The sequence below is a fragment of the Ramlibacter lithotrophicus genome (assembly GCF_012184415.1).
GTDB lineage: Bacteria > Pseudomonadota > Gammaproteobacteria > Burkholderiales > Burkholderiaceae_C > Ramlibacter > Ramlibacter lithotrophicus.
On sequence record NZ_VTOX01000005.1, the window covers coordinates 252,486 to 274,559 of the forward strand.

18 protein-coding genes are annotated in these 22,074 nt (G+C 69.6%); all 18 read right to left on the reverse strand.

Annotation, left to right across the window (positions count from 1 at the left end):
• Positions 1-24: 24 nt before the first annotated feature.
• The 18 genes from RAMLITH_RS15775 to RAMLITH_RS15860 all read right to left on the reverse strand — a co-directional run bounded on the left by RAMLITH_RS15775 (position 25) and on the right by RAMLITH_RS15860 (position 21,881).
• Positions 25-1,749, reverse strand: a complete 1,725-nt coding sequence (locus tag RAMLITH_RS15775; RefSeq protein WP_168108387.1) for an ATP-dependent DNA ligase — start codon at positions 1,747-1,749, stop codon at positions 25-27.
• The gene (locus RAMLITH_RS15780; protein ID WP_168108388.1) at positions 1,746-2,765 is read right to left on the reverse strand and encodes a ligase-associated DNA damage response exonuclease; all 1,020 of its coding nucleotides are present in this window, start codon (positions 2,763-2,765) and stop codon (positions 1,746-1,748) included. The genes RAMLITH_RS15775 and RAMLITH_RS15780 overlap by 4 nt, the downstream gene beginning before the upstream one ends.
• Entirely contained in the window at positions 2,765-3,985 is a 1,221-nt protein-coding gene (gene clsB / locus RAMLITH_RS15785) for a cardiolipin synthase ClsB (protein WP_168108389.1), read from the reverse strand. Before clsB ends, RAMLITH_RS15780 begins: the two co-directional genes overlap by 1 nt.
• 6 nt (positions 3,986-3,991) lie before the next feature.
• The gene (locus RAMLITH_RS15790; protein ID WP_168108390.1) at positions 3,992-4,720 is read right to left on the reverse strand and encodes an endonuclease/exonuclease/phosphatase family protein; all 729 of its coding nucleotides are present in this window, start codon (positions 4,718-4,720) and stop codon (positions 3,992-3,994) included.
• Positions 4,721-4,784: 64 nt separating this feature from the next.
• The gene (gene nudB / locus RAMLITH_RS15795; RefSeq protein ID WP_168108391.1) at positions 4,785-5,249 is read right to left on the reverse strand and encodes a dihydroneopterin triphosphate diphosphatase; all 465 of its coding nucleotides are present in this window, start codon (positions 5,247-5,249) and stop codon (positions 4,785-4,787) included.
• A 54-nt stretch (positions 5,250-5,303) separates the two neighbouring features.
• Complete coding sequence (gene aspS, locus RAMLITH_RS15800) at positions 5,304-7,109, reverse strand: aspartate--tRNA ligase (protein WP_238344218.1); 1,806 nt, start codon at positions 7,107-7,109, stop codon at positions 5,304-5,306.
• 42 nt (positions 7,110-7,151) lie between these two features.
• The gene (locus tag RAMLITH_RS15805; RefSeq protein ID WP_168108392.1) at positions 7,152-7,769 is read right to left on the reverse strand and encodes a DUF502 domain-containing protein; all 618 of its coding nucleotides are present in this window, start codon (positions 7,767-7,769) and stop codon (positions 7,152-7,154) included.
• 11 nt (positions 7,770-7,780) lie between these two features.
• The gene (locus tag RAMLITH_RS15810; protein ID WP_168108393.1) at positions 7,781-8,107 is read right to left on the reverse strand and encodes an FmdB family zinc ribbon protein; all 327 of its coding nucleotides are present in this window, start codon (positions 8,105-8,107) and stop codon (positions 7,781-7,783) included.
• An 81-nt stretch (positions 8,108-8,188) separates the two neighbouring features.
• Complete coding sequence (locus tag RAMLITH_RS15815) at positions 8,189-9,643, reverse strand: high affinity choline transporter 1 (protein WP_168108394.1); 1,455 nt, start codon at positions 9,641-9,643, stop codon at positions 8,189-8,191.
• A 110-nt stretch (positions 9,644-9,753) separates the two neighbouring features.
• Positions 9,754-11,319 (reverse strand): ubiquinone biosynthesis regulatory protein kinase UbiB, encoded by a 1,566-nt coding sequence (gene ubiB / locus RAMLITH_RS15820; protein ID WP_168108395.1) that lies wholly within the window; start codon positions 11,317-11,319, stop codon positions 9,754-9,756.
• Positions 11,316-11,861: a hypothetical protein gene (locus RAMLITH_RS15825; RefSeq protein WP_168108396.1), complete on the reverse strand. Its 546-nt coding sequence runs from the start codon at positions 11,859-11,861 to the stop codon at positions 11,316-11,318. The genes ubiB and RAMLITH_RS15825 overlap by 4 nt, the downstream gene beginning before the upstream one ends.
• 125 nt (positions 11,862-11,986) lie before the next feature.
• Entirely contained in the window at positions 11,987-12,958 is a 972-nt protein-coding gene (locus RAMLITH_RS15830; protein ID WP_168108397.1) for a Tim44 domain-containing protein, read from the reverse strand.
• Positions 12,959-12,980: 22 nt separating this feature from the next.
• Positions 12,981-13,712: a bifunctional demethylmenaquinone methyltransferase/2-methoxy-6-polyprenyl-1,4-benzoquinol methylase UbiE gene (gene ubiE, locus RAMLITH_RS15835; protein WP_168108398.1), complete on the reverse strand. Its 732-nt coding sequence runs from the start codon at positions 13,710-13,712 to the stop codon at positions 12,981-12,983.
• 178 nt (positions 13,713-13,890) lie between these two features.
• On the reverse strand, positions 13,891-14,301 hold the full coding sequence (locus RAMLITH_RS15840; protein WP_168108399.1) for a gamma-butyrobetaine hydroxylase family protein: 411 nt from the start codon (positions 14,299-14,301) through the stop codon (positions 13,891-13,893).
• 59 nt (positions 14,302-14,360) lie between these two features.
• Positions 14,361-15,986, reverse strand: coding sequence for a ShlB/FhaC/HecB family hemolysin secretion/activation protein (locus RAMLITH_RS15845; protein WP_168108400.1), 1,626 nt, complete (start codon positions 15,984-15,986; stop codon positions 14,361-14,363).
• A gap of 74 nt (positions 15,987-16,060) precedes the next feature.
• Complete coding sequence (locus RAMLITH_RS15850) at positions 16,061-17,440, reverse strand: FecR family protein (RefSeq protein WP_168108401.1); 1,380 nt, start codon at positions 17,438-17,440, stop codon at positions 16,061-16,063.
• Between the two features lie 107 nt (positions 17,441-17,547).
• The gene (locus tag RAMLITH_RS15855) at positions 17,548-18,000 is read right to left on the reverse strand and encodes an HIT family protein (protein WP_168108402.1); all 453 of its coding nucleotides are present in this window, start codon (positions 17,998-18,000) and stop codon (positions 17,548-17,550) included.
• The gene (locus RAMLITH_RS15860) at positions 18,000-21,881 is read right to left on the reverse strand and encodes a DUF3683 domain-containing protein (protein ID WP_168108403.1); all 3,882 of its coding nucleotides are present in this window, start codon (positions 21,879-21,881) and stop codon (positions 18,000-18,002) included. The genes RAMLITH_RS15855 and RAMLITH_RS15860 overlap by 1 nt, the downstream gene beginning before the upstream one ends.
• Positions 21,882-22,074 lie beyond the last annotated feature (193 nt).

Sequence of the window (22,074 nt, forward strand, 5' to 3'; positions counted from 1 at the left end):
CGGCCGCCCCGGACGGCAGCGCGCCTATGCGCCGAGCAGCGCTTCCAGGTCCTGCAGCGTGTTGGCCTCGTGCAAGGGCTTGTCGAAGCGGATGCGCAACATGCGCGGGAAGCGCACGGCGATGCCGCTCCTGTGGCGGCCGCTGCGGTTGATGCCTTCGAAGCCGAGTTCGAACACCAGCGACGGCCGCAGGCTGCGCACCGGCCCGAACTTCTCCACCGTGCTCTTGCGGATGATGGCGTCCACCTGGCGGAACTCCTCGTCGGTCAGGCCGGAATAGGCCTTGGCGAACGGGACCAGCTGCAAGGCGCCCGCGGCTGGCGGCTCCTTGCGCGCGATCGCCTCGACCACGGCCTCGGCCTCCTCGCGCCCCGCCGGCGCCCGGTTCCATACCGCAAACGTGTAGTCGGTGTGGATCGAGGCGCGCCGGCCGTGCCCCGGCTGGGCGTAGACCAGGACGCAGTCGATCGTCATGGGCTCGATCTTCCATTTCCACCAGAGGCCCTCGGCCTTCGTCCGCCCCGTGCCATAGGCGGCGTCCTGCCGCTTGAGCATGAAGCCTTCCACGCCCAGTTGGCGCGAGCGCTCCCGGCGCTGCGCGAACTCGAGCCAGGAGCCGGCGGTCTCCACCGGCGACAGCTTGATCCGCGTCGGGCGCAACAGCTGTTCCAGCCGCCGGCGGCGCTCGCGCTGCGGCAGCGCACGCACGTCCATGCCGTCCTGCTCCAGCAGGTCGTAGGCCATGAAGGTCGCCGGCGCCTCGGCCAGCACCTTCTTCGTAAGCGTCTTGCGGCCGATGCGCTGCTGCAGCAGCGCGAACGGCGCCGGCCGGCCGACCCAGGTGCCGGGCGGCTCGGCCGGCTCGTCCGACCAGACCACGATCTCGCCGTCGAGGACCGTGCCATCGGGGAGGTCCTGCGCCAAGGCGACGATCTCGGGAAAGCGCTCGGTCACCAGCTCCTCGCCGCGCGACCAAACCCACACCCGGCCGGCGCGCTTGACGACCTGGCCCCGGATGCCGTCGTACTTCCACTCCACCAGCCAGTCGTCGACTGGCCCCAGGCGCGACGCGAACACCTCCGCCGGCGCGTCGAGCTGGTGGGCCAGGAAGAACGGGTAAGGCTGGCCCTCGTCCTGCGGGGCGCCGCCGCCGTCGGTGGTGGTGGCGACCAGCGCCTGGAACCGCTCCGGCGTCGGCATCACCTTGCCGTCGGTGTAGCCCATCATGCGCTGCGCCACCAGCTTGGCGTCCACCCCGGCATGCGCCGCCAGCGCCCGCTGCACCAGCAGCTTGCTGACGCCGACCCGGAAGCCGCCGCCGATCAGCTTGGAGAGCAGGAAGCGCCCGGTCTCGTCCAGCTCGCGCCACCAGGACGTGACGCGCTGCGCGATCTCCGCCTCGCCCATGCCGCGCAGCGGCAGCAGCCGCCCCTCGACCCATCCGGCCAGGCCAAGGTCGGTCGCCTGGTCGCCCCGCGGCAGCACCAGCGCGATGGTTTCGGCCAGGTCGCCGACGGCGTGGTAGCTCTCGTCGAACAGCCAGCCCGGGATGCCAGCCTCCTGGCAGGCGAGCTGAGCGAGAAAACCCATGCTGACCACCTGGCGCGGCTTGCCGCCGGAGAGGAAATACACGGCCCAGGCCGCATCGCGGGCCGGCGCCTGCGCGAAATAGCGCTGCAGCGCGTCGATCTTCGCGTTGGTCGATGTGGTCGCGTCCAGTTCGGCGAACAGCTGCACGAAGCGCTTCATGCCGGGGGCTCCTGCGTGTCGGCCTCCACGGCGTCGCCGCCGTATTCGGTCTCGAACAGCTCGGCACGCAATCCCAGTTCGCCCAGGAAGCGGGCCAGCACCGGCCCGCTGCCGTGGGTGACGATCACCCGCTGCGCGCCGGTGGCGGCGATCGCCTCGAGCAGCCCCGGCCAGTCGGCGTGGTCGGACAGCACGAAGCCGCGGTCCCAGCCGCCGCGCCGCCGGGTGCCGCGCACCTGCATCCAGCCGCTGGCGAAGGCCGTGCCCGCATCGCCGAAGCGGCGGATCCACGGACTCGCGACGGCGCTGGGCGGGCAGATCACCAGCGCCCGCCGCAAGTCCGCCTTGTCCTTGACCTCGGTGACGTGCTGCGTGTCCGGCAGCCCCACGCCGGCCGCGCGGTAGGCGGCGTTGAGCGGCTCGACGGCGCCGTGCACGATCACCGGGCCGATCGACGCGTCGATGCCGCTCAGGATCCGCTGCGCCTTGCCGAAGCTGTAGCAGGCCAGCACGCTGGCCCGGCCGGCCAGCACGTTGCGGGCCCACCAGTCGTTGATGCCGGCAAACAGATCCGCGTCCGGGCACCAGCGGTAGATCGGCAGCCCGAAGGTCGATTCGGTGATGAAGACGTCGCAGCGTACCGGTTCGAACGGCGCGCAGGTCGGGTCGGGCGCCACCTTGTAGTCGCCGCTGGCCACCCACACCGCACCGCCGTGTTCCAGCCGCACCTGGGCCGAGCCCAGTACATGTCCCGCCGGGTGCAGTGACAGCGTCACGCCGTGGTGCACGATGCGTTCGCCATACGCGAGCGTCTGCAAGTGGATGTCGCCCAGCCGGGCCCGCAGCACGTGTTCGCCGGCGGCCGACGCGAGGTAGTGGCCGTTGCCGACGCGCGCATGGTCCGAGTGGGCATGCGTGATCACCGCGCGCAGCACCGGACGCCAGGGGTCGATGAAGAAGTCGCCGGCCGGGCAGTACAGGCCCTCGGGCCGCTGGACGACCAGGTCCTGCGCCATCAGAGGTACTTCTTGCCCTGGATGATCAGCGCCACGCGCATCAGAGCGAGCGCCACGTGTTCCATCACGCGCTGGCGCAGCGGCCGCTTGCCGTACTCGTCGGGGCTCATCACCCGCCCTTCCTCGCGCATCGCCTGCAGCAGTCGGGCGCGCAGCTGGCCGGCGAAGGCCGTGTCGTCGATCACCACGTTGGCCTCGCGCGCCAGCAGCAGGCTCAAGGGATCCAGGTTGGAAGAACCGACCGTGGCCCAGCGGCCGTCGATCACCGCCACCTTGGCATGCAGGAAGCTCGGCGAGTACTCGTGGATCTCGACCCCGGCACGCAGCAGCGCACCGTACACCGGGCGCGCCGCGTAGTACTGCATGAAGTACTCGTAGCGCCCCTGCAGCAGCAGCCGCACCTTCACCCCGCGCCGGGCGGCGGCGATCAGCGCCACGCGCATCTTGCGTCCCGGGACGAAGTAGGCGTTGGCGATGATGATCTCCTTGCGCGCGCGGCCGATCGCGCGCCGGTAGGCGCGCTCGATCCGCGTGCGGTTGCGCAGGTTGTCGCGCAGCAGCAGCGCGGCCTTCGCCCTCGGATGGGCGTGCCCGGGTCCCGCGCGCCGGCGCAGCCGCCGCCTGGCTCTGGCGGCGCGCAGCGCGTCCAGCGCCACCGCGAGCTGGACCCGGCGGATGTCGCGCACCGCCTCCATGCGCCACCACAGCTGCGCCATGCTGGTCTCGGCTTCGGCCACCAGCGGCCCGGTGACGCGGACGGCGAAGTCCAGCCGGGGCGCCTCCAGCGGCCCGTGGTTCGGATCGTGCAGGTCGTCCAGGACGTTGATGCCGCCGCAGAAGGCCACCTCGCCGTCGACCACGCACAGCTTGCGGTGGAGCCGGCGCCAACTCCCCAGCCGCAGCATGCCGATCCAGCCGACCGGCGCGTACACGCGCCAGCCGACGCCGGCGCGCTGCAGGCGCTGCTGCCACGCCGGGGGCAGCGGCGACGTGCCGAAGCCGTCCACGACCACCTTCACGGACAACCCGCGCCGGCCGGCGCGCTCGAGCGCGGCGGCGACCTGCTCCGCGTCGCCGGTGACGTCGAAGATGTAGGTCTCCAGGAGCACTTCACGCGTCGCGCCGTCGATCGCCGCCACCAGCGCCGGGAACAGCTCGCCGCTGCCCTGGAGCAGTCGCACCTCGTGGCCGCTGCGGGGGGTGAACAGGCCGTGGGTCATGGCGGGCTAGATGCGGAACTCCGCGATCAGCGGCAGGTGGTCGGACATGCGCCACCAGATGCGGCCTCGCGGCACGTGCACGCCGACCGGTTTGAGCCCGCGCGCATAGACGTAATCGAGCTGCGTCAGCGGCAGGCGCGACGGATACGTCAGCACCCGCTCGCCGACGAAGTCGCGCAGGCCGATCCGGTTCATGGCGGGGCGCAGCTTGGCGCCCCAGTCGTTGAGGTCGCCGGCGACGATCAGCGGCGCCGTGCGCGGCACCTCGCGTTCGATGAACTTGCCGAGCTGCTCGACCTGCCGCACGCGGCTGCCCGCGATCAGGCCCAGGTGCAGCACGATCACGTGCACCGTCCGCCGGTGCGTCTTCACTTCGACGTGCAGCAGTCCGCGCTGCTCGAACCGGTGGTCGGACATGTCCTCGTGGCCGTGCGAGACGATCGGCCAGCGCGACAACATCGCGTTGCCGTGCTCGCCGTGGCGCGTCGTCGCATTGGTCTGGTACACCGCCGCGTACCCTTCCGGACACAGGAACTCCGCCTGCGGCAGCTCGGGCCAGCGCGTGAAGTAGCGCTCCTCGCGCCGGTGCAGCTTGCGCACCTCCTGCAGGCACACGACGTCGGCGTCGAGCTGCTCCACCGCATGCCCGAGGTTCAGGATCTCCAGCCGCCGCGCCGGGCCCAGCCCTTGCACGCCCTTGTGGATGTTGTAGGTGGCGACCCGCAGCAGCGCCATCGTCAGCGCGCCTCCAGGGCCGCCGCGGCGGCCGCCAGGGGATCGGCGTGCCGGAACTGCTGCCTCATGCCGCAAATTGTGGCAGCAACAGGATCGCCTCGGCGTTGGACGGCGAGAAGCAGGCATCGGCGGCTGCGCGCCAAGGTAACCACCGGTATCCCGTGTGCTCGCGCGGATCGAGCGTCACCGGCGTCGCGGCCGGCACGCGCAGGCCGAACACGTGCTCCGTATTGCGCGTCACGCCCGGCGCATAGCGGTGTTGCCAGCGCGGATAGATGTCGTAGACGTTCTCCAGGCCCCAGTCCGCGAGCCCCGCGTGCAAGGGCGTGCCGGGCCGGCAGTCGATGCCGGTCTCCTCGAAGACCTCGCGCACCGCGGTCTGTTCCAGCGTTTCCTCCAGCCAGTCCTTGCTGCCGGTGACGGACTGCCAGAAATCCGGCGCGTCGGCCCGATTGATGAGCAGCACGTCGAGCTGGGGCGTGTGGATCACCACCAGGACCGACTCCGGGATCTTGAAGGGACGTGGCATCAATGACGAAAGGGCGCCGCAGCGCCCTTTCATTCTGCCGCACCGGCGGCTGTTTCAGGCCGCGGGTTGGGGATTGCGCAGGCGGATATGCAGCTCGCGCAACTGCTTCTCGTCGACCGGGCTGGGCGCCTGCGTGAGCAGGTCCTGCGCGCGCTGGGTCTTCGGGAACGCGATCACGTCGCGCAGCGACTCGGCGCCGGTCATCAGCATCACGAAACGGTCCAGGCCGATGGCGATGCCGCCGTGCGGCGGCGCGCCGTACTGCAGCGCGTCGAGCAGGAAGCCGAACTTCAGCTGCGCCTCCTCGGCGCCGATCTTCAGGGCGCGGAACACCTTGCTCTGCACTTCCTCGCGGTGGATCCGCACCGAGCCGCCGCCCAGCTCGATGCCGTTCAGGACGGCGTCGTAGGCCTTGGCGACGCAGCGGCCGGGGTCGGTCTCCAGCCAGTCCTCGTGGCCTTCCTTGGGCGACGTGAACGGATGGTGCACGGCGTTCCAGCGCTGGCCTTCCTCGTCGAACTCGAACATCGGGAAGTCGATCACCCACAGCGGCTTCCACTCGCCTTCGATCAGGCCGTGGGCCTTGCCGAACTCGCTGTGGCCGACCTTCACGCGCAGCGCCCCGATCGCATCGTTGACGACCTTGGCCTTGTCGGCGCCGAAGAAGATCAGGTCGCCGCTGGCGGCGCCGGTGCGCGCCACGATCTCGGCGATGGCGCGGTCATGCAGGTTCTTGACGATCGGCGACTGCAGCCCCTCGCGCCCCGCCGCCGCGTCGTTGACCTTGATCCAGGCCAGCCCCTTGGCGCCGTAGATCTTGACGAACTCGCCGTAGCCGTCGATCTCGCCGCGGCTCATCGCGCCGCCGCCGGGCACCCGCAGCGCCACGACGCGGCCTTCGGGCGAATTCGCCGCGCCGGAAAACACCTTGAAGTCGACGTCCTTCATGACGTCGGTCAGCTCGGTGAACTGCATCTTCACGCGCAGGTCCGGCTTGTCCGAGCCGTACAGCCGCATCGCGTCCGTGTATTTCATCACCGGAAACGCGCCGATCTCGACGCCGATCGCGTTCTTGAAGACGGTGCGGATCATGCCCTCGAACATGGTGCGGATCTCCTCCTCGGTGAGGAAGGAGGTCTCCACGTCGATCTGGGTGAACTCGGGCTGGCGGTCGGCGCGCAGGTCCTCGTCGCGGAAGCACTTGGTGATCTGGTAGTAGCGGTCGAACCCGGCCATCATCAGCAGCTGCTTGAACAGCTGGGGCGACTGCGGCAGCGCGAAGAACATGCCGTCGTGCACGCGGCTGGGCACGAGATAGTCGCGCGCGCCCTCGGGCGTCGACTTGGTCAGCATCGGGGTCTCGATGTCGACGAAGCCGTTGGCGTCGAGGAACTTGCGCACTTCCATCGTCACCTTGTAGCGCAGCATCAGGTTCTTCTGCATGTACGGCCGGCGCAGGTCCAGCACGCGGTGCACCAGGCGGGTGGTCTCTGACAGGTTCTCGTCGTCCAGCTGGAACGGCGGCGTCACCGACGGATTCAGCACCGTCAGTTCCTGGCACAGCACCTCGATCTTCCCGCTCTTGAGACTTTCGTTGGTGGTGCCTTCGGGGCGCGCGCGCACCAGGCCCTTGACCTGGATGCAGAACTCGTTGCGCAGTCCCTCGGCGGCCTTGAACATGTCGGGCCGGTCGGGGTCGCACACCACCTGCACGTAGCCCTCGCGGTCGCGCAGGTCGACGAAGATCACGCCGCCGTGGTCACGGCGGCGGTTCACCCAGCCGCACAGGGTCACGGTCTGCCCCAGCAGGGCTTCGGTCACAAGACCGCAATAGGTCGTACGCATTTTCTGGGTGAACATGGATGGAACTTCCGCTGCAGGCGCGGCACCGGCGGTGCCGCCTTATCGATTGAGGAGGGGGGGCGCGCCGGGCACGACGACGCCCATGGAAATGACGTACTTGAGCGCCTCGTCGACGGTCATCTTGAGTTCGAGGCAGTCGGTCTTGCGCAGGATCACGAAGTAGCCGCCCGTGGGGTTGGGCGTGGTCGGCACGTACACGCTGACGTAGTCGCCGGGCAGGTACTGGCTCACTTCGCCGCCGGGCGAGCCGGTGACGAAGGCGATGGTCCACACGTCCGGGCGCGGCCACTGCACCAGCACCGCCTTGCGGAAGGCGTTGCCGCCCGGCGAGAACAAGGTGTCCGAGACCTGCTTGACGCTGGAATAGATCGAGCGCACCACCGGGATGCGCGCCACCAGCGCATCGCCCCAGGTTACCAGCTTCTTGCCGACCAGATTGCTGGCAGCCGCCCCCACCAGCAGCAGGATCGCCAGCGTCAGCAGCACGCCCAGCCCGGGGATGTGGACTCCGATGAAGCGATCCGGCTGCCATGACTCGGGCAGGATCAGGAGGGTGCGGTCCAGCGTGCCGATGATCCACTGCAGCACGCTGACGGTGATGGCGACCGGGACGACGACGAGCAGTCCGGCCACCAGCCATTTGCGCACCGCGGACATGGTTCGCGCTTTCAGTGGCAGGCGCAGCCGCCGCCGCAGCCGCCGGCGGACGCTGCGGGGCTGTCGGACTTGGTAGCGGGAGCGGTGTCGGCCGGCTTGGCCGCCTCGCCGGCCGGCTTCGCGTCGCCGCCGGCGTCCTTGGCGGCGCCGCTGGAGCCGCCCCGGAAATCGGTGGCATACCAGCCCGACCCCTTCAGCTGGAACCCGGCGGCGGTGAGCTGCTTGGCGAACGCGTCCGCGCCGCAGGCCGGGCACACCGTCAGGGGCGCGTCGGAAAACTTCTGCAGGACATCCTTGGCATGGCCGCAGGAGCCGCATTTGTAGGCGTAGATGGGCATCGCTCGAGGGAGGGGGTTGTCTGCAAAGCCCTCAATTATAGGCGGAGCGTCGAAACGCAACCCCCCGCCCCCAGTCCCCGATCAGGCGGCGGCACTGCCCTCGAAGTGGTGCACGCGCCCGCGATGGTCGGCCACCCGCTGGGGCAGCAGCGAACCGGCGACCATGCCCGCCAACGCCGCCAGCACGCCCGCCAGCTGCTGCGGGAATGCCTCGGACAGCGCCGGCGTCGCCACGAACACCAGCCAGGTGCCCAGGCCCAGGACCACCGAGGCGATGGCGCCCTGGGTGGTGGCGCGCGACCAGTACAGGCCGAAGACGAGCGGCACGAAGGCGCCCACCAGCGGCACCTGGTAGGCGCCGGACACCAGCTCGTAGATCGACGTCCCTTCCATGGCGATCGCGTACATCAGCACCACGCCGGTGACGACGACGACGGTGATGCGCATCGCCTTGAGCGTCTGGCCGTCGGTCATGTGGGGCCGCATGTTGCGCAGGATGTTCTCCACGAAGGTCGTGCTCGGGGCCAGCAGCGTCGCCGAGGCGGTCGACATGATCGCCGACAGCAGCGCGCCGTAGAACGCGACCTGCAGCGCGACGGGCATGTGCTTCAGGACCAGGGTCGGCAGCACCTTCTGCGGATCGTCGGCCAGCAGTTTGGTCGCCTCCTCGCCCATCACCAGCACGGCGGCCGTCACGACGAACATCGGGATCAGCGCAAACAGGAAATAGAGCGTGCCGCCGATGACGGGGCCGCGGACGGCGGTCTTCGCGTCCCTGGACGACATCACCCGCTGGAACACGTCCTGCTGGGGGATCGAGCCCAGCATCATGGTGATGGCGGCGGCGAAGAAGAAGATCCACTCCTTGGCGCCGCCGGTCGGGAAGAACTGGAACTTGCCTTCGCTCCTGGCGTAGTCGATCACCTTGCCCGCCCCGCCCGCGAGGTCCGCGGCGAACCATGCGATGGCGACCAGGCCGATGGCGATGACGATCATCTGGACGAAGTCGGTCAGCGCCACCGACCACATGCCGCCGAAGATCGTGTACAGCAGCACGATGCTGGTGCCGATCACCATGCCCATCGGGACCGAGACGGCGCCGTCGGTAAGCAGGTTGAACACCAGTCCCAGGGCCGTGATCTGCGCGGCGACCCAGCCCAGGTAGCTGATGATGATCATGATGGAGCACAGCAGCTCCACGCCGCGCCCGTAGCGCTGCCGGTAGTAGTCGCCCAGCGTGATCAGGTTGCGCTGGTATAGCTTGTAGGCGAAGAACAGGCCGACGAACACGAGGCACAGGGAAGCCCCGAAGGGGTCTTCGACCACGCCACCGAGCCCGTCGGTCACGAATCGCGCCGACACGCCCAGCACCGTTTCGGAACCGAACCAGGTGGCGAAGGTCGTGGCGATCACGACCGGCAGCGCGAGGCTGCGGCCGGCCACCGCGTAGTCGGCGGTATTGCGCACGCGCGTGGCGGCGAACAGGCCGATGGCCACCGAGGCGATCAGGTACAGCACGACGAAGGTGATCAGCATGGTTTCTCCGGGACGGCGACCCCGCTCGTGGCTCATGTGTGGCGGGCTGCGGGCGATTATCGTCAAACCCGCGCGGCCAGCGAGTCGGGACACCCCTGATGCCGCAGCCCCTACCAGAGGCCGGCGCGGACGGCCAGGTGCATCGCCATCAGGCCCAGCCCGAAGCCCATGAAGGCATAGAGGACGCGCTGCAGGCGGCGATTGGAGCGCCGCTGCTCCGCCAGCAGTTCGAGCAGCTCGCGCCGGTGGTCGGCCGGACGGTGCGACAGGTATTCGTGCAGCAGCCGCGGCAGCTCCGGCAGCATCTTGGCGTAGCGCGGCGCCTCGTCGCGCAACTCGTTCAACATCTTCTGCGGGCCGATCTGCTCCAGCATCCACTTCTCCAGGAAGGGCTTGGCCGTGGCCCACAGGTCCAGCTCGGGGTCGAGCTGCCGGCCCAGGCCCTCGATGTTCAGCAGCGTCTTCTGCAGCAGGACCAGTTGCGGCTGGATCTCCACCTGGAAGCGGCGCGAGGTCTGGAACAGGCGCATCAGCAGCAGACCCAGCGAGATCTCCTTGAGCGGCCGGTCGAAATACGGTTCGCACACCGTGCGAACGGCGGCCTCGAGCTCCTCCACCCGGGTGTCCGCCGGCACCCAGCCCGACTCGATGTGCAACTGGGCCACCCGCTTGTAGTCGCGGCGGAAGAACGCCGTGAAGTTCTGCGCCAGGTATTCCTTGTCGTATTCGGTCAGCGTGCCGATGATCCCGAAGTCCAGCGACACGTAGCGGCCGAAGGTGCCGGGCGCGACGCTCACCTGGATGTTGCCGGGGTGCATGTCGGCGTGGAAGAAGCCGTCGCGGAACACCTGCGTGAAGAAGATGGTCACGCCGTCGCGGGCGAGCTGCGGGATGTCGACGCCCGCCTCGCGCAGCCGGTCGACCTGGCTGATCGGCACGGCATACATCCGCTCCATCACGATCACCTCGGGGTGGCAGTAATCCCAGAACATCTCCGGGATCAACACCAGGTTCAGCCCCGACATGTTGCGGCGCAGCTGGGCGGCATTGGCGGCTTCGCGCACCAGGTCCAGCTCGTCGTGCAGGTACTTGTCGAACTCGGCGACCACGTCGCGCGGCTTCAGGCGCCGCCCCTCGACCCAGATGCGCTCCAGCCAGCCGGCCGTCATGCGCATCAGGCTGATGTCCTTTTCGATCACGGGCAGCATGCCCGGGCGCAGCACCTTCACGGCGACGTCGCGGGTGTGGCCGTTGCGATCCACGAGGGTGGCGAAATGCACCTGCGCGATCGAGGCGCTGGCCACCGGCACCCGCTCGAAGCTGGCGAAGATGGTGTCCACCGGCTTGCGGAACGCCCGCTCGATGGTGGCGATCGCGATTTCCGGGTCGAACGGCGGCACCCGGTCCTGCAGCCGCGCGAGCTCGTCGGCGACGTCGGGCGGGAGCAGGTCGCGCCGGGTCGAGAGCACCTGGCCGAATTTGACGAAGATCGGGCCGAGGTGTTCCAGCGCCATGCGCAGCCGCTGGCCGCGCGGCGCCGTCAGGTTGCGCCCGACCGCCAGCACGCGTGCGATCCGGCTCAGCCAGGGACGCTGGAAGCTGTTCAGGACGAGTTCGTCCAGGCCGAACCGGAAAGCCACCCAGATGATGGCGATGCCGCGCAGGTACCGGGTCATGCCCCCGCCTGCCCCGGGCCGTCGCCGCTGCCGCCGGCAAAACGGCGCAGCGCCTGCATCATGCGGCGCATCGTCTCGCCCATCGCGTGCGCGGGCGCGTCGCCGATGATGCGGGCCAGGTCCTCCTCGGCGTCCCAGCGGACGTGCTCGACCAGCCAGTTGATGTCGGCCGCGAGCTGCACGTCGCCGGCGATGTGCACCGGGGGCCGTGCGCCGCCCAGCGCCGCCTGGGCGAACTGCCATGGCGACACGTCCGACAGGGAGAGCGTCAGGTCCGGCTGGGCATCCGCGGGGGCCAGGTCCAGCAGGCCGGCCGGCGTGATGCGCAGGCGCATCTCGAACAGGCGCCAGCGCGCCTCGACGGTGCCGCCGGCCTGGCGAGCGAGCCGGGACTGCGCTTCGGGCTCCTGCATCAGCACGTGGTTTGCGAGCAGCAGCAGCCGCCGCTGGATCTCCTCGAGCATCCAGGCCGGGGGCTTGAGCCCGCCGGCGATCCTGGAAACCAGGTCGTCCAGGAAGGGAAATGGGGACTGTGTTGCCATAGCCCGCAATTCTCGCCGAGAACCCGGGGGCGCCCTCGGCGCCCCACTTCACTGTCTTCTCTTGCGGCTTCCGCGCAACTTCTGGGGCTTCTGCGTCCCGGCTGTCCGCCCTCCGCGTCTGGCGGCTACTGCAGCGCCTGCACGCCCGCCACCAGCCAGCCGCCGCCGGACTTCGGCTTGGACATGTTCCAGACCTCCCGGAACGAGCTCGCGCCGGCGGACGGCTCTTCGCGGATCATCCCCGAGAACTCCACGCTGGCGAGGTAATCCGTGCCCGTGTCCTCGATGCCGAGCAGCTTGGCGTCGAGCATCTCGACGTCCGTCTTGCCCGATCCAGCGTTGTCGCGCTCGCGCTGGGCCAGCTGCGACTTGATCTCGCCGAGCATCTCGTCGGTCATCATCGACCTCAGCGTGCCGACGTCGCCGCGGTCCCAGGCGTCCTGCAGCATCACGAAGTTGCGCTTGGCGGCGACGAGGAACCCTTCCGTGTCGAAGCCCGCCGGGATGCCCCAGGTCTGCGAACCGGCCAGGCCCGAGCCGATCTGCACGCCGCTGCCCGCGCCGGCCTTCGGCGCCTCGAACGCCATGCTGCTGCGTTCCCAGGGACGTGCCGAAGCGTCATTGCCGACCTTGTCGGGGCTGTACTGTCGCGGTTCGACCGGCGACTGCGCGGTCGCGCCGGCTCCCTGGTACGCATAGCCGCCCTGCGGCCGGGCGCCGGCGCGCGAGCGGCGCACGGCAGCGATGACCGCCAGGATCGCCATGCCCAGCAGCAGGATCAGCAGGAAGTTGGCAAAGCCGGCGCCCAGCCCCAGCGAATTCGCCAGCCAGGCAAGGCCGAGGCCCGCCGCCAGTCCGCCGAGCATCGCGCCCCACGGACGGCGCGGCGCCTGCGCCGCGGCATTGGCGCCGGGCTGGGTGGCCGGCGTGGCCTGTTGCTGCTGCTGCGGCGCCTGCGCGGGGCGTGCCGCCTCGCGCTGCGTCACGTTGCCCGACTGGCGGCCGAGCGAGCCGCCTCCGCCCAGGCGACGCGCCGCCTCGGATTCGAAGCTGGCGAATGCCAGCACTGCCACCAGAACCCAGGACCACATCTTCATACTGCCTCCAGAACGGCTTGCCTCAACACTTGATTCCAACATGGAGGGCGACGACACCGCCCGTCATGTTGTGATAGTCCACGTGCCCGAATCCGCTTTTCTGCATCATCGCCTTCAGTTCGCGCTGGTCGGGATGCATCCGGATCGACTCGGCCAGGTAGCGGTAGCTGCCGCTGTCGCCGGCGACCAGGCGGCCCAGCTGCGGCAGCACGTTGAACGAATACCAGTCGTACGCCCGCCGCAGCGGCTGCGCCACCTTCGAGAACTCCAGCACCAGCAGCTTGCCGCGCGGCTTGAGCACGCGGTTCATCTCGGCGAGGGCGATGTCCTTGTGCGTCATGTTGCGCAGGCCGAAAGCGACGCTCACCACGTCGAAGCTGCCGGCCTCGAACGGAAGTTTCTCCGCGTCGCAGACCAGCGTGGGTAGGACGACGCCGGCATCGAGCAGGCGGTCGCGTCCGGTCCTGAGCATCGCCTCGTTGATGTCGGTATGGACCACCTGGCCGGTGGCGCCCACCTTCTTCGCGAACGCCAGCGCCAGGTCGCCGGTGCCGCCCGCGATGTCGAGCACCCGGTCGCCCGGCCGCACGCCGCTCACCAGGATCGTGTACGCCTTCCAGGCCCGGTGCAGGCCGAGCGACATCAGGTCGTTCATCAGGTCGTAGCGCGGCGCGACGGAATCGAAGACGCCCCGGACGCGGCGCGCCTTCTCCCGCTCTTCCACCGATTCGAAACCGAAATGTGTGCTGCTCATGTGCGTGTGGCGCTCCTCGCGCGCGGCCGGTCCGGGAACGACCCGGAATGGTTCATGTGGGGGTAATCGTAGGGCACCCAGGCAAAGCGTGCTTGGAGCGCCGTTGCGCGCCGACGTCCGCGTGGCGGCCGCGCGGACGGCATCCGGGAAGCGCTGAACGACCCGGACCGCGACCGCCTCAATGGCCGCAGCCCGGTGCCGCCTTCTGCGGCATGGGCGCATCGCGGTCCATGCCGGCTTCCTTCAGGCGCCTTTCGTAGTCGGCCCACAGCTGCTCCTGCTTCGCGCCGAGGAAGTAGAGGTAGTCCCAGGAGAAGATCCCGCTGTCGTGGCCGTCGGAGAACCGCGGCTGGACGGCGTAATTGCCCACCGGCTCCAGCGACTCGAGCTCGACCTGCCGCTTGCCGGTCTGCAGCACCTCCTGGCCCGGACCGTGTCCCTGCACCTCGGCCGAAGGCGAGTAGATCCGCATCAGCTCGAACGGGAGCCGGAACTGGGCGCCGTCGGAGAACGTCACCTCCAGCACGCGGGACTGGCCGTGCACCGTGATCGACTGCGGCGTGGGGGTCTGGGAATTCAAGCCTGCCATGGGCCGATTCTAGTGCGCGGCCCCCGCGCCTGATGCTTTCGCCCTACCCGGCACGGGCCTCAGAACCGCCAGGAGAAGTTCACGTACACCCGGTCGTCGCCGCGCCGGGGCGAGGCCGAGTTGAGCGCGAGCGGTACCCGGCTGCCCTTGACGATCCGGCCGTAGTCGAGCGATCCGCCGAACCGCTCCCCGCCGTAGCGCACGCCGACGCCGACGCTGGCGAGCCGGTCGCCGGACGGCTTGTTGGCCCCGTTCGGGCTGTTGTTGCCGAGCCAGCCGGCGTCGGCGAAGCCCACCAGCCGCAGCGCCGGCCGCAGCTCGGGTGTCGTGACCTCCAGCGACGCGGCGATGCCCTTGTCGCCCGTGACCGGACGATCCGTGCGGGTCCCCCGCACGAAGCCGATGCCGCCCAGGCCGAACTGCTCGCCGGAGATCAGCACGTCGGGGCTGTACTGGAAACTGGCGCGCGCCAGCCACATCCAGCTGCCGGCGAACGGCGCGGCGTAGTTGGCGCCGCCGCGCAGCGCCTTCCACCGGGTGGTGGTGATGCGCGGGTCCTCGGTCTGGTAGGAAGCCAGGTCGTTGAAGCTGCCGCCGCCGGTGTTGGCGGCCAGGTCGAGGTTGTAGCCCCAGCTGGCCGTGTCGGAGTCGGTGCGTGCCGAATAGCCGACGGTCACCGGCCGGCTGCGGCGATCGGTGCCGATCGGCACGTCGTTGATCACGGTGGCCTCGAACACCTTGTCCTCGAGCCCGAGGGTGACGTAACTGCGGCGCCCCGCGTCCGGCGTGAGGTACCAGGTGCCGGACACGCCCATCGTGTGGCCGGCGCCGGTGCTGGTGAACGTGCCGAAACTGCCGACCACGTCCGAGCGGGTGTAGCTCGCGCCCACCACCATTCCCTGCCGGTACCAGGGCGCGCGGTAAGACAGGCCCAGTTGCTTGACGTCGCCCGGCCGCTCCAGCGACGTGGTGTACGCGGCGAGCACCTGGTGATCCAGGTCCCACACGTTGCTGTGACCAGCCGTGAAGGTGACGCGATCGCGCCCCGACGATTCGCTGCCGCCGATGTTGGATGCGTTGACGCCGAAGCTCCAGGGCGCGCTTTCCTTGACGGTGATCACGGCGTCGATGCGGTCGGGCTCCTCCGACTCGCGCAGGCCCACCTGCAGCTGCTTGTTGGGGTTCTCGTTGGCGATCGCCGTCTGCACCGCCAGGCGCTTGAAGTTGGGCGTCGCGCCTTCGCGCAGTTCCGGCACCGCCTGCCGCACGTTGGCGTCGCCGTAGCGGCTGTTGCCCTCGATCAGCACCTTGGCGATGGTGAACTTCACGATCTCCAGCCGCACGACGTCGCCCACTTCCTGCGGCGGCAGCGCGACGCGGTGCAGGCCGAAGCCGCGCTCCCGCAGGGCCGTCTCCAGGGCCGCCGTCGCCTTCTGCAGGGTGTCGATGGTGCCCTGGCCGACGAACGGCGCGAGCACCTGCTGCGTGCGGGCGTCACCCAGCGGATTCTCGCCCGTGACCTGGAATCCCTTGATCGCGAACACCGGCGACGGTGCGGCGGTGGCCGGGGCCGGCGCGGCCGGCGCCTGGGCCGAGGCGGCCGTCGCGCCCGCGAGGGCGGCGGCGAGGATCGCAAGGCGGATGCGGCCGCGGCGCGGGCCGGTCGGGGGCAGGCCTGAGACCATGTTGTTCTTGTCCCTCTCTCAAAATGGGTGGGCCGCCGGGGCGGCCCACTGCCTCGCGACAGCGCCGGACGCCGTCAGCGGCACTGATTGTTGCTGCGGCCGCCCGACTCGGACAACAGCGTCGTCACGCCGGGGTTGCGCGCCGTCGGCAGCGGCAGCCGGTCGAAATCGATGAACTTCGGGATCAGCAGCGGACGCGCCGTGTCGCCGCGCGGCCCGGCGAAGCCGGCCTCGCCGCGGCCCAGGTGGAGGATCTCCCCGGTGGACGAGGCCACCGCGATGTGGCCCTCGCGCACGAACACGAACAGGCCCTCCTGCGTGTCCTGGACCGGCGCCGCGGAAAAGAGCTTCGGCGGCACGGTGACGCTGTCCGGGCGCGGGCCTTCCATCGGCGGCTGCGTGAACACCGGGCGGATGCCGGTGGGAGAGATGAACAGGCCCTGGCCGGCCTGCAGCACCTGCAGGGCCGTCTGGCCGGCGGGCGTGACGGCGATCGAGCCGAGCCAGGTGAACAGCGTCAGGCCCGAGTTGCCGTCCAGGGACGGCTCGCCGGCGCAGGCGCCGGTGCAATTCATGTCGATCCCGGTGCCGCGGATGCCGATCGTGGCCGTGGCGGTGGTGAAACCGACGTTGCGGTTGTTCGCCTTGGCGATCAGGCCCGTGAGGGCGCGCACCGACCCCTTGAGCAGCGACACCAGGAAGCGCCCTTCACCCGCGTTGCGCTCGTCATAGATGAAGTTGTCGACGCGGAACCGGGTGTTGGAGCCGAGCGTGATCCGGCTGTCGTCGCGGAACGCCAGCACCGCCCGCGTTCCGCCGGCCGTCTCCACCTGGTCGCCCGGGTAGACGCTGCCGCCGTCGACCAGGCGGCGCCGCTGTCCGGAGGCGTCGACGGCGAACAGGTCGCCGCCCTGCAGCGAAACGACCTTGGCGCTGGCCAGCACCGCGTTGGGCCGGGCAGACGCGCTGACCCGCGCCGACTCGGCGCCGCACTCGCCGGCGCACAGGCGCGCGTCGAAGTCGGTGCCGCGGATGCCGATCGTGGCGGTGCTGGTCTGCACCTTGGCCGCGTCCGGGCCGCTCTTGGCGATCAGGCCGGTAACGGCGCGAAAGCCGCCCCGCACCAGTTGCATCAGCATGCTGTTGTCGGTGGCGTTTTCCTTGAACTGGTATTGCTGCAGCACCAGCTCGGAACTGGGGCGCACCGTCATGCGGGTGCCGTCCGCCATCTTGATGATCGCGGAGCCGTTCTCCGAGGTCGTGACGCGATCTCCTTGCTGCAGCGGCAGGCCCTTGCCCAGGATCCGGGGGGTCTGGGTGCCGGTCTGCGCGAAGCCGACGCCGCGCGAGAACTCCACCTCCCCGGCCGCCTGCGCCTGCGCGCCGCTGGCCGCCAGCGCGAACGCGGCGGCGAGCGCCAGGCGCACCAGCGGTGAACTGTGCGAGGCATCCATCGCGAAGCTTCGCTCCTCTTGTCTTTGTGGCAGGGTGTAACGAACAGTTATACACCGTTCTGCCAGGGATGCCCACTTCGGCGCCGCGCTCCGGCGCCCGCGTCCGGTCAGCGCCGCGGGTTGGCCGGCGCCAGCGTGGAGAGTTGCCGCACCATGTCGGCTGCCAGCAACGGTCGCAGCGCGGCGACCCGTGCCAGCTGCGCTGGCGGGGCCTCGCGCCTCGCGGCCGCCCACACCGGCGCCGGGAAGTGGCTGTCCCACTCGAAGCGCGCGATCACGTGCCAGTGCAGGTGCGGCACCATGTTGCCCAGGGTCGCCAGGTTGACCTTGGCCGGGTGCAGGTGGGCCCGCAGCGACTGTTCCACGGCGACGACGGCGTCGAGACAGAGGGCGCGGTCGGCCGGCGCCAGGTCCGACAGCTCCGGCACGTGCTCGTTCCAGACCACCCGGTAGAACGCCGGAAAGCCGCCTTCGTCGGTGCGGATCACGCGAAAGGCGGCGCCCTGGAACACCAGGTCGCCGCCGGGGCTCTCGCACAAGGGGCAGCCGGCCTGCTTCATCACACCAGCACGCGCTCGATGCCGCCGCTGTTGGCGGCGTGCACGTATTCGGGCAGCCAGTTCTCGCCCAGGATCTGGCGCGCCATCTCCACCACGATGTAGTCGGCCTCCATCAGCCCGTTCTGCAGGTCGTGGGTGTAGCGCGACAGCCCTTGCAGGCAGCTGGGACAGCTGGTGAGCATCTTGATGTTGCCCTTGGCCGCAACGGCACCGCTCGCGCGCAGGGCGGCCTCGTCCTTGCGCAGTTCTTCCTCCTTGCGGAAGCGCACCTGCGTGGCGATGTCGGGCCGCCCGACGCCGAACATCCCCGATTCGCCGCAGCAGCGCTCGGACTTGCGCACCTGGTCGCCGACCAGCGCCTTCACCGTCTTCAGCGAGTCCTGCAGCTTCATCGGGTTGTGGCAGGGCTCGTGGTACAGGTAGCCGCCCTGTCCTTGCGGCAAGGTGATTCCCTTCTCGAGCAGGTACTCGTGGATGTCGATCAGCCGGCAGCCGGGGAAGATCTTCTCGAATTCGTAGCCCGCGAGCTGGTCGTAGCAGGTGCCGCAGCTGACCACCACCGTCTTGATGTCCAGGTAGTTCAGCGTGTTGGCGACGCGGTGGAACAGCACCCGGTTGTCGGTGATCATCTTCTCGGCCTTGTCGAACTGGCCGGCGCCGCGCTGCGGATAGCCGCAGCACAGGTAGCCCGGCGGCAGCACCGTCTGCACCCCGGCGTGCCACAGCATGGCCTGGGTCGCGAGCCCGACCTGCGAGAACAGCCGCTCCGAGCCGCAGCCGGGGAAATAGAAGACCGCCTCCGTTTCCGCGTTGGTCGCCTGCGGGTCGCGGATGATCGGCACGTAATCCTTGTCCTCGATGTCCAGCAGCGCGCGCGCGGTCTTGTTCGGCAGGCCGCCCGGCAGCTTCTTGTTGACGAAGTGGATCACCTGCTCCTTGACCGGCGCGCTGCCCCCATGGGTGGCCGGCGGACGCGAGACCTGCTGGCGCGCGAGCCCGCGCAACAGGTTGTTGGCCATGCGCTGCGCCTTGAAGCCGACGCCGACCACGCCCGCCCGCAGCGCCTTGATCGTCTCCGGGCTGGTCGCGTTGAGCATCAGCATCCCGGCCCAGCTGCCGGGCTTGAAGCTGCGCTGGCCCATCTTGCGCAGCAGGTTGCGCATGTTCATCGACACGTCGCCGAAGTCGATGTTCACCGGGCACGGCGACTCGCACTTGTGGCAGACGGTGCAGTGGTCCGCGACGTCCTCGAACTCCTGCCAGTGCTTGATCGACACGCCGCGCCGCGTCTGCTCCTCGTAGAGGAACGCCTCCACCAGCAGCGAGGTCGCGAGGATCTTGTTGCGCGGGCTGTACAGCAGGTTGGCGCGCGGCACGTGGGTGGCGCACACCGGCTTGCACTTGCCGCAGCGCAGGCAGTCCTTGACGCTGTCGGCGATGGCGCCGATGTCCGACTGCTGCATGATCAGCGACTCGTGCCCCATCAGGCCGAAGCTGGGCGTGTACGCGTTGGTCAGGTCCGAGTAGACCGACGTCGCCGAATCCGCCTGCGCATGGCGCAGCAGCTTGCCGCGGTTGAAGCGGCCATCGGGGTCGACCTGCTGCTTGTATTCGGCGAACGGACGCAGCTCCTCGTCGGTGAGGAACTCCAGCTTGGTGATGCCGATGCCGTGCTCGCCCGAGATCACCCCGTTGAGCGATCGCGCCAGCACCATGATCCGCTTCACGGCCGCATGCGCCGTCTGCAGCATCTCGTAGTCGTCGCTGTTGACGGGAATGTTGGTGTGCACGTTGCCGTCGCCGGCGTGCATGTGCAGCGCCACCCAGACGCGGCCCTTGAGCACCCGCTGGTGGATCGCGTTGACCTCGGCCAGCAGCGGCGCGAACGGCTGGCCGCTGAAGATCGTCTGCAGCGGCGCGCGGATCTGCGTCTTCCAGCTCGCGCGCAGGCTGTGGTCCTGCAACTGCGGGAACAGGGCGTCGACCCGGGCCAGCCAGTCCCGCCACTGGGCGCGCACGCCCCGGATCAGTTCCAACGCCTTGCCGACGCGGTCTTCCAGCAGCTCGGGCGACGGAATCTCGCTGGCGTCGTCGTGGCGCGAGAGGGGCAGCTGGCCGCGCGCGAAGAAGGCCTCCAGCTCGTCGGCCAGCCTGATCTTGTTGGCCAGCGACAGCTCGATGTTGATGCGCTCGATGCCGTCCGTGTACTCGGCCATCCGCGGCAGCGGGATCACCACGTCCTCGTTGATCTTGAACGCGTTGGTGTGCTTGCTGATCGCGGCCGTGCGCTTGCGGTCCAGCCAGAACTTCTTGCGCGCCTCGGGGCTGATGGCGACGAAGCCTTCGCCGCTGCGCGAATTGGCGATGCGCACCACCTCCGACGTGGCGCGCGCTACGGCGTCGGCGTCGTCGCCGGCGATGTCGCCCACCAGCACCATCTTGGGCAGCACGGCGCGCCTGGACTTGGTGGAATAGCCCACGGCCCGCAGGTAGCGGTCGTCCAGGTGTTCCAGGCCGGCCAGCACCACGCCGGTCCGCCGCTGCTCGGCGAACATGAAGTCCTTGATCTCCACGATGCTGGGCACCGCGTCGCGCGCATTGCCGAAGAACTCCAGGCACACGGTGCGGGTGTGCTGCGGCATGCGGTGCACCACCCAGCGGGCGCTGGTGATCAGCCCGTCGCAGCCTTCCTTCTGGATGCCCGGCAGGCCCGACAGGAACTTGTCGGTCACGTCCTTGCCCAGGCCCTCCTTGCGGAACGTGCGGCCCGGGATTTCCAGGCGCTCGGTGCGCACCGGCGTCTTGCCGTCCGCCTCGAAATAGCGCAACTCGAACCGCGCGAAGTCCGCGTCGTGGATCTTGCCGAGGTTGTGGTCCAGGCGGGTGATCTCCAGCCACTCCGACTGCGGCGTGACCATGCGCCAGGACACCAGGTTGTCCAGGGCCGTGCCCCACAGCACGGCCTTCTTGCCGCCGGCGTTCATGGCGATGTTGCCGCCGATGCAGGACGCCTCGGCAGAGGTCGGGTCGACCGCAAACACATAACCGGCGCGCTCGGCCGCATCGGACACGCGCTGGGTCACGACGCCGGCCTCGGTCCACACCGTCGGCACGGGCTGGTCGTGGCCGGGGATGGCGACCATCTCGACCTCGGTCATCGCCTCCAGCTTCTCGGTGTTGATGACGGCGCTCTTCCAGGTCAGCGGCACCGCCCCGCCGGTGTAGCCCGTGCCGCCGCCGCGCGGGATGATCGTCAGCCCCAGCTCGATGCAGCCCTTCACGAGCGCGGCCATCTCGGCCTCGGTGTCCGGCGTCAGCACGACGAACGGATACTCCACCCGCCAGTCGGTGGCATCGGTGACGTGCGACACGCGCGACAGGCCGTCGAACTTGATGTTGTCCTTCGCCGTCACGCGCCGGAGCGCGCGCACGGTGCGGCGGCGCAGGTCGGCCACCTCGCGAAAGCCGCGGTCGAAGGACTCGACGGCGCCCCGGGCCACCGTGAGCAGGTCGCCCACCAGGGCGTCGCGTTGCGGGTCGGTGTCGGGCGTGCGGCGCTTCTCGACCTCGGCCAGCCGGTGGTGCAACGCGTCGACCAGCAGCTGCCTGCGCTTCGGGTTGTCCAGCAGGTCGTCCTGCAGGTAGGGATTGCGCTGCACCACCCAGATGTCGCCCAGCACCTCGTACAGCATGCGGGCCGAGCGGCCGGTATGCCGCTCCTCGCGCAGCTGGTTGAGGACCGTCCACGCCGGCGCGCCCAGCAGGCGGATGACGATTTCGCGGTCGGAGAACGACGTGTAGTTGTAGGGGATCTCGCGCAGGCGCGGCGCCCCGGCGTCGACATCGGCCAGGAGATGGGTGAGCGTGATGGGTGCGTTCATTCGTCTGTCGGTGCCTGCTCGCGCCGTCCCTGGCCAACGGCTTTCCGGGTCGGCGTGTCGTGCGGGCGTGGCGGCTTCAAGGCGCGCGGCGGCTGGGCGAAAGATGGTACCGCACTGCAGCATTCCGCAGGCGCGGCGCGGCCATCCGTGCGCCCGGCGCATGCCGCTGCGCCTTGAGGGAAACCCGGTTGCC

Coding starts and splice junctions, on each gene's coding strand:
- RAMLITH_RS15775 (WP_168108387.1), bottom strand. CDS start 1,749: ATGAAGCGCTTCGTGCAGCTGTTCGCCGAACTGGACGCGACCACATCG.
- RAMLITH_RS15780 (WP_168108388.1), bottom strand. CDS start 2,765: ATGGCGCAGGACCTGGTCGTCCAGCGGCCCGAGGGCCTGTACTGCCCG.
- clsB (WP_168108389.1), bottom strand. CDS start 3,985: ATGACCCACGGCCTGTTCACCCCCCGCAGCGGCCACGAGGTGCGACTG.
- RAMLITH_RS15790 (WP_168108390.1), bottom strand. CDS start 4,720: ATGGCGCTGCTGCGGGTCGCCACCTACAACATCCACAAGGGCGTGCAA.
- nudB (WP_168108391.1), bottom strand. CDS start 5,249: ATGCCACGTCCCTTCAAGATCCCGGAGTCGGTCCTGGTGGTGATCCAC.
- aspS (WP_238344218.1), bottom strand. CDS start 7,109: ATGTTCACCCAGAAAATGCGTACGACCTATTGCGGTCTTGTGACCGAA.
- RAMLITH_RS15805 (WP_168108392.1), bottom strand. CDS start 7,769: ATGTCCGCGGTGCGCAAATGGCTGGTGGCCGGACTGCTCGTCGTCGTC.
- RAMLITH_RS15810 (WP_168108393.1), bottom strand. CDS start 8,107: ATGCCCATCTACGCCTACAAATGCGGCTCCTGCGGCCATGCCAAGGAT.
- RAMLITH_RS15815 (WP_168108394.1), bottom strand. CDS start 9,643: ATGCTGATCACCTTCGTCGTGCTGTACCTGATCGCCTCGGTGGCCATC.
- ubiB (WP_168108395.1), bottom strand. CDS start 11,319: ATGACCCGGTACCTGCGCGGCATCGCCATCATCTGGGTGGCTTTCCGG.
- RAMLITH_RS15825 (WP_168108396.1), bottom strand. CDS start 11,861: ATGGCAACACAGTCCCCATTTCCCTTCCTGGACGACCTGGTTTCCAGG.
- RAMLITH_RS15830 (WP_168108397.1), bottom strand. CDS start 12,958: ATGAAGATGTGGTCCTGGGTTCTGGTGGCAGTGCTGGCATTCGCCAGC.
- ubiE (WP_168108398.1), bottom strand. CDS start 13,712: ATGAGCAGCACACATTTCGGTTTCGAATCGGTGGAAGAGCGGGAGAAG.
- RAMLITH_RS15840 (WP_168108399.1), bottom strand. CDS start 14,301: ATGGCAGGCTTGAATTCCCAGACCCCCACGCCGCAGTCGATCACGGTG.
- RAMLITH_RS15845 (WP_168108400.1), bottom strand. CDS start 15,986: ATGGTCTCAGGCCTGCCCCCGACCGGCCCGCGCCGCGGCCGCATCCGC.
- RAMLITH_RS15850 (WP_168108401.1), bottom strand. CDS start 17,440: ATGGATGCCTCGCACAGTTCACCGCTGGTGCGCCTGGCGCTCGCCGCC.
- RAMLITH_RS15855 (WP_168108402.1), bottom strand. CDS start 18,000: ATGAAGCAGGCCGGCTGCCCCTTGTGCGAGAGCCCCGGCGGCGACCTG.
- RAMLITH_RS15860 (WP_168108403.1), bottom strand. CDS start 21,881: ATGAACGCACCCATCACGCTCACCCATCTCCTGGCCGATGTCGACGCC.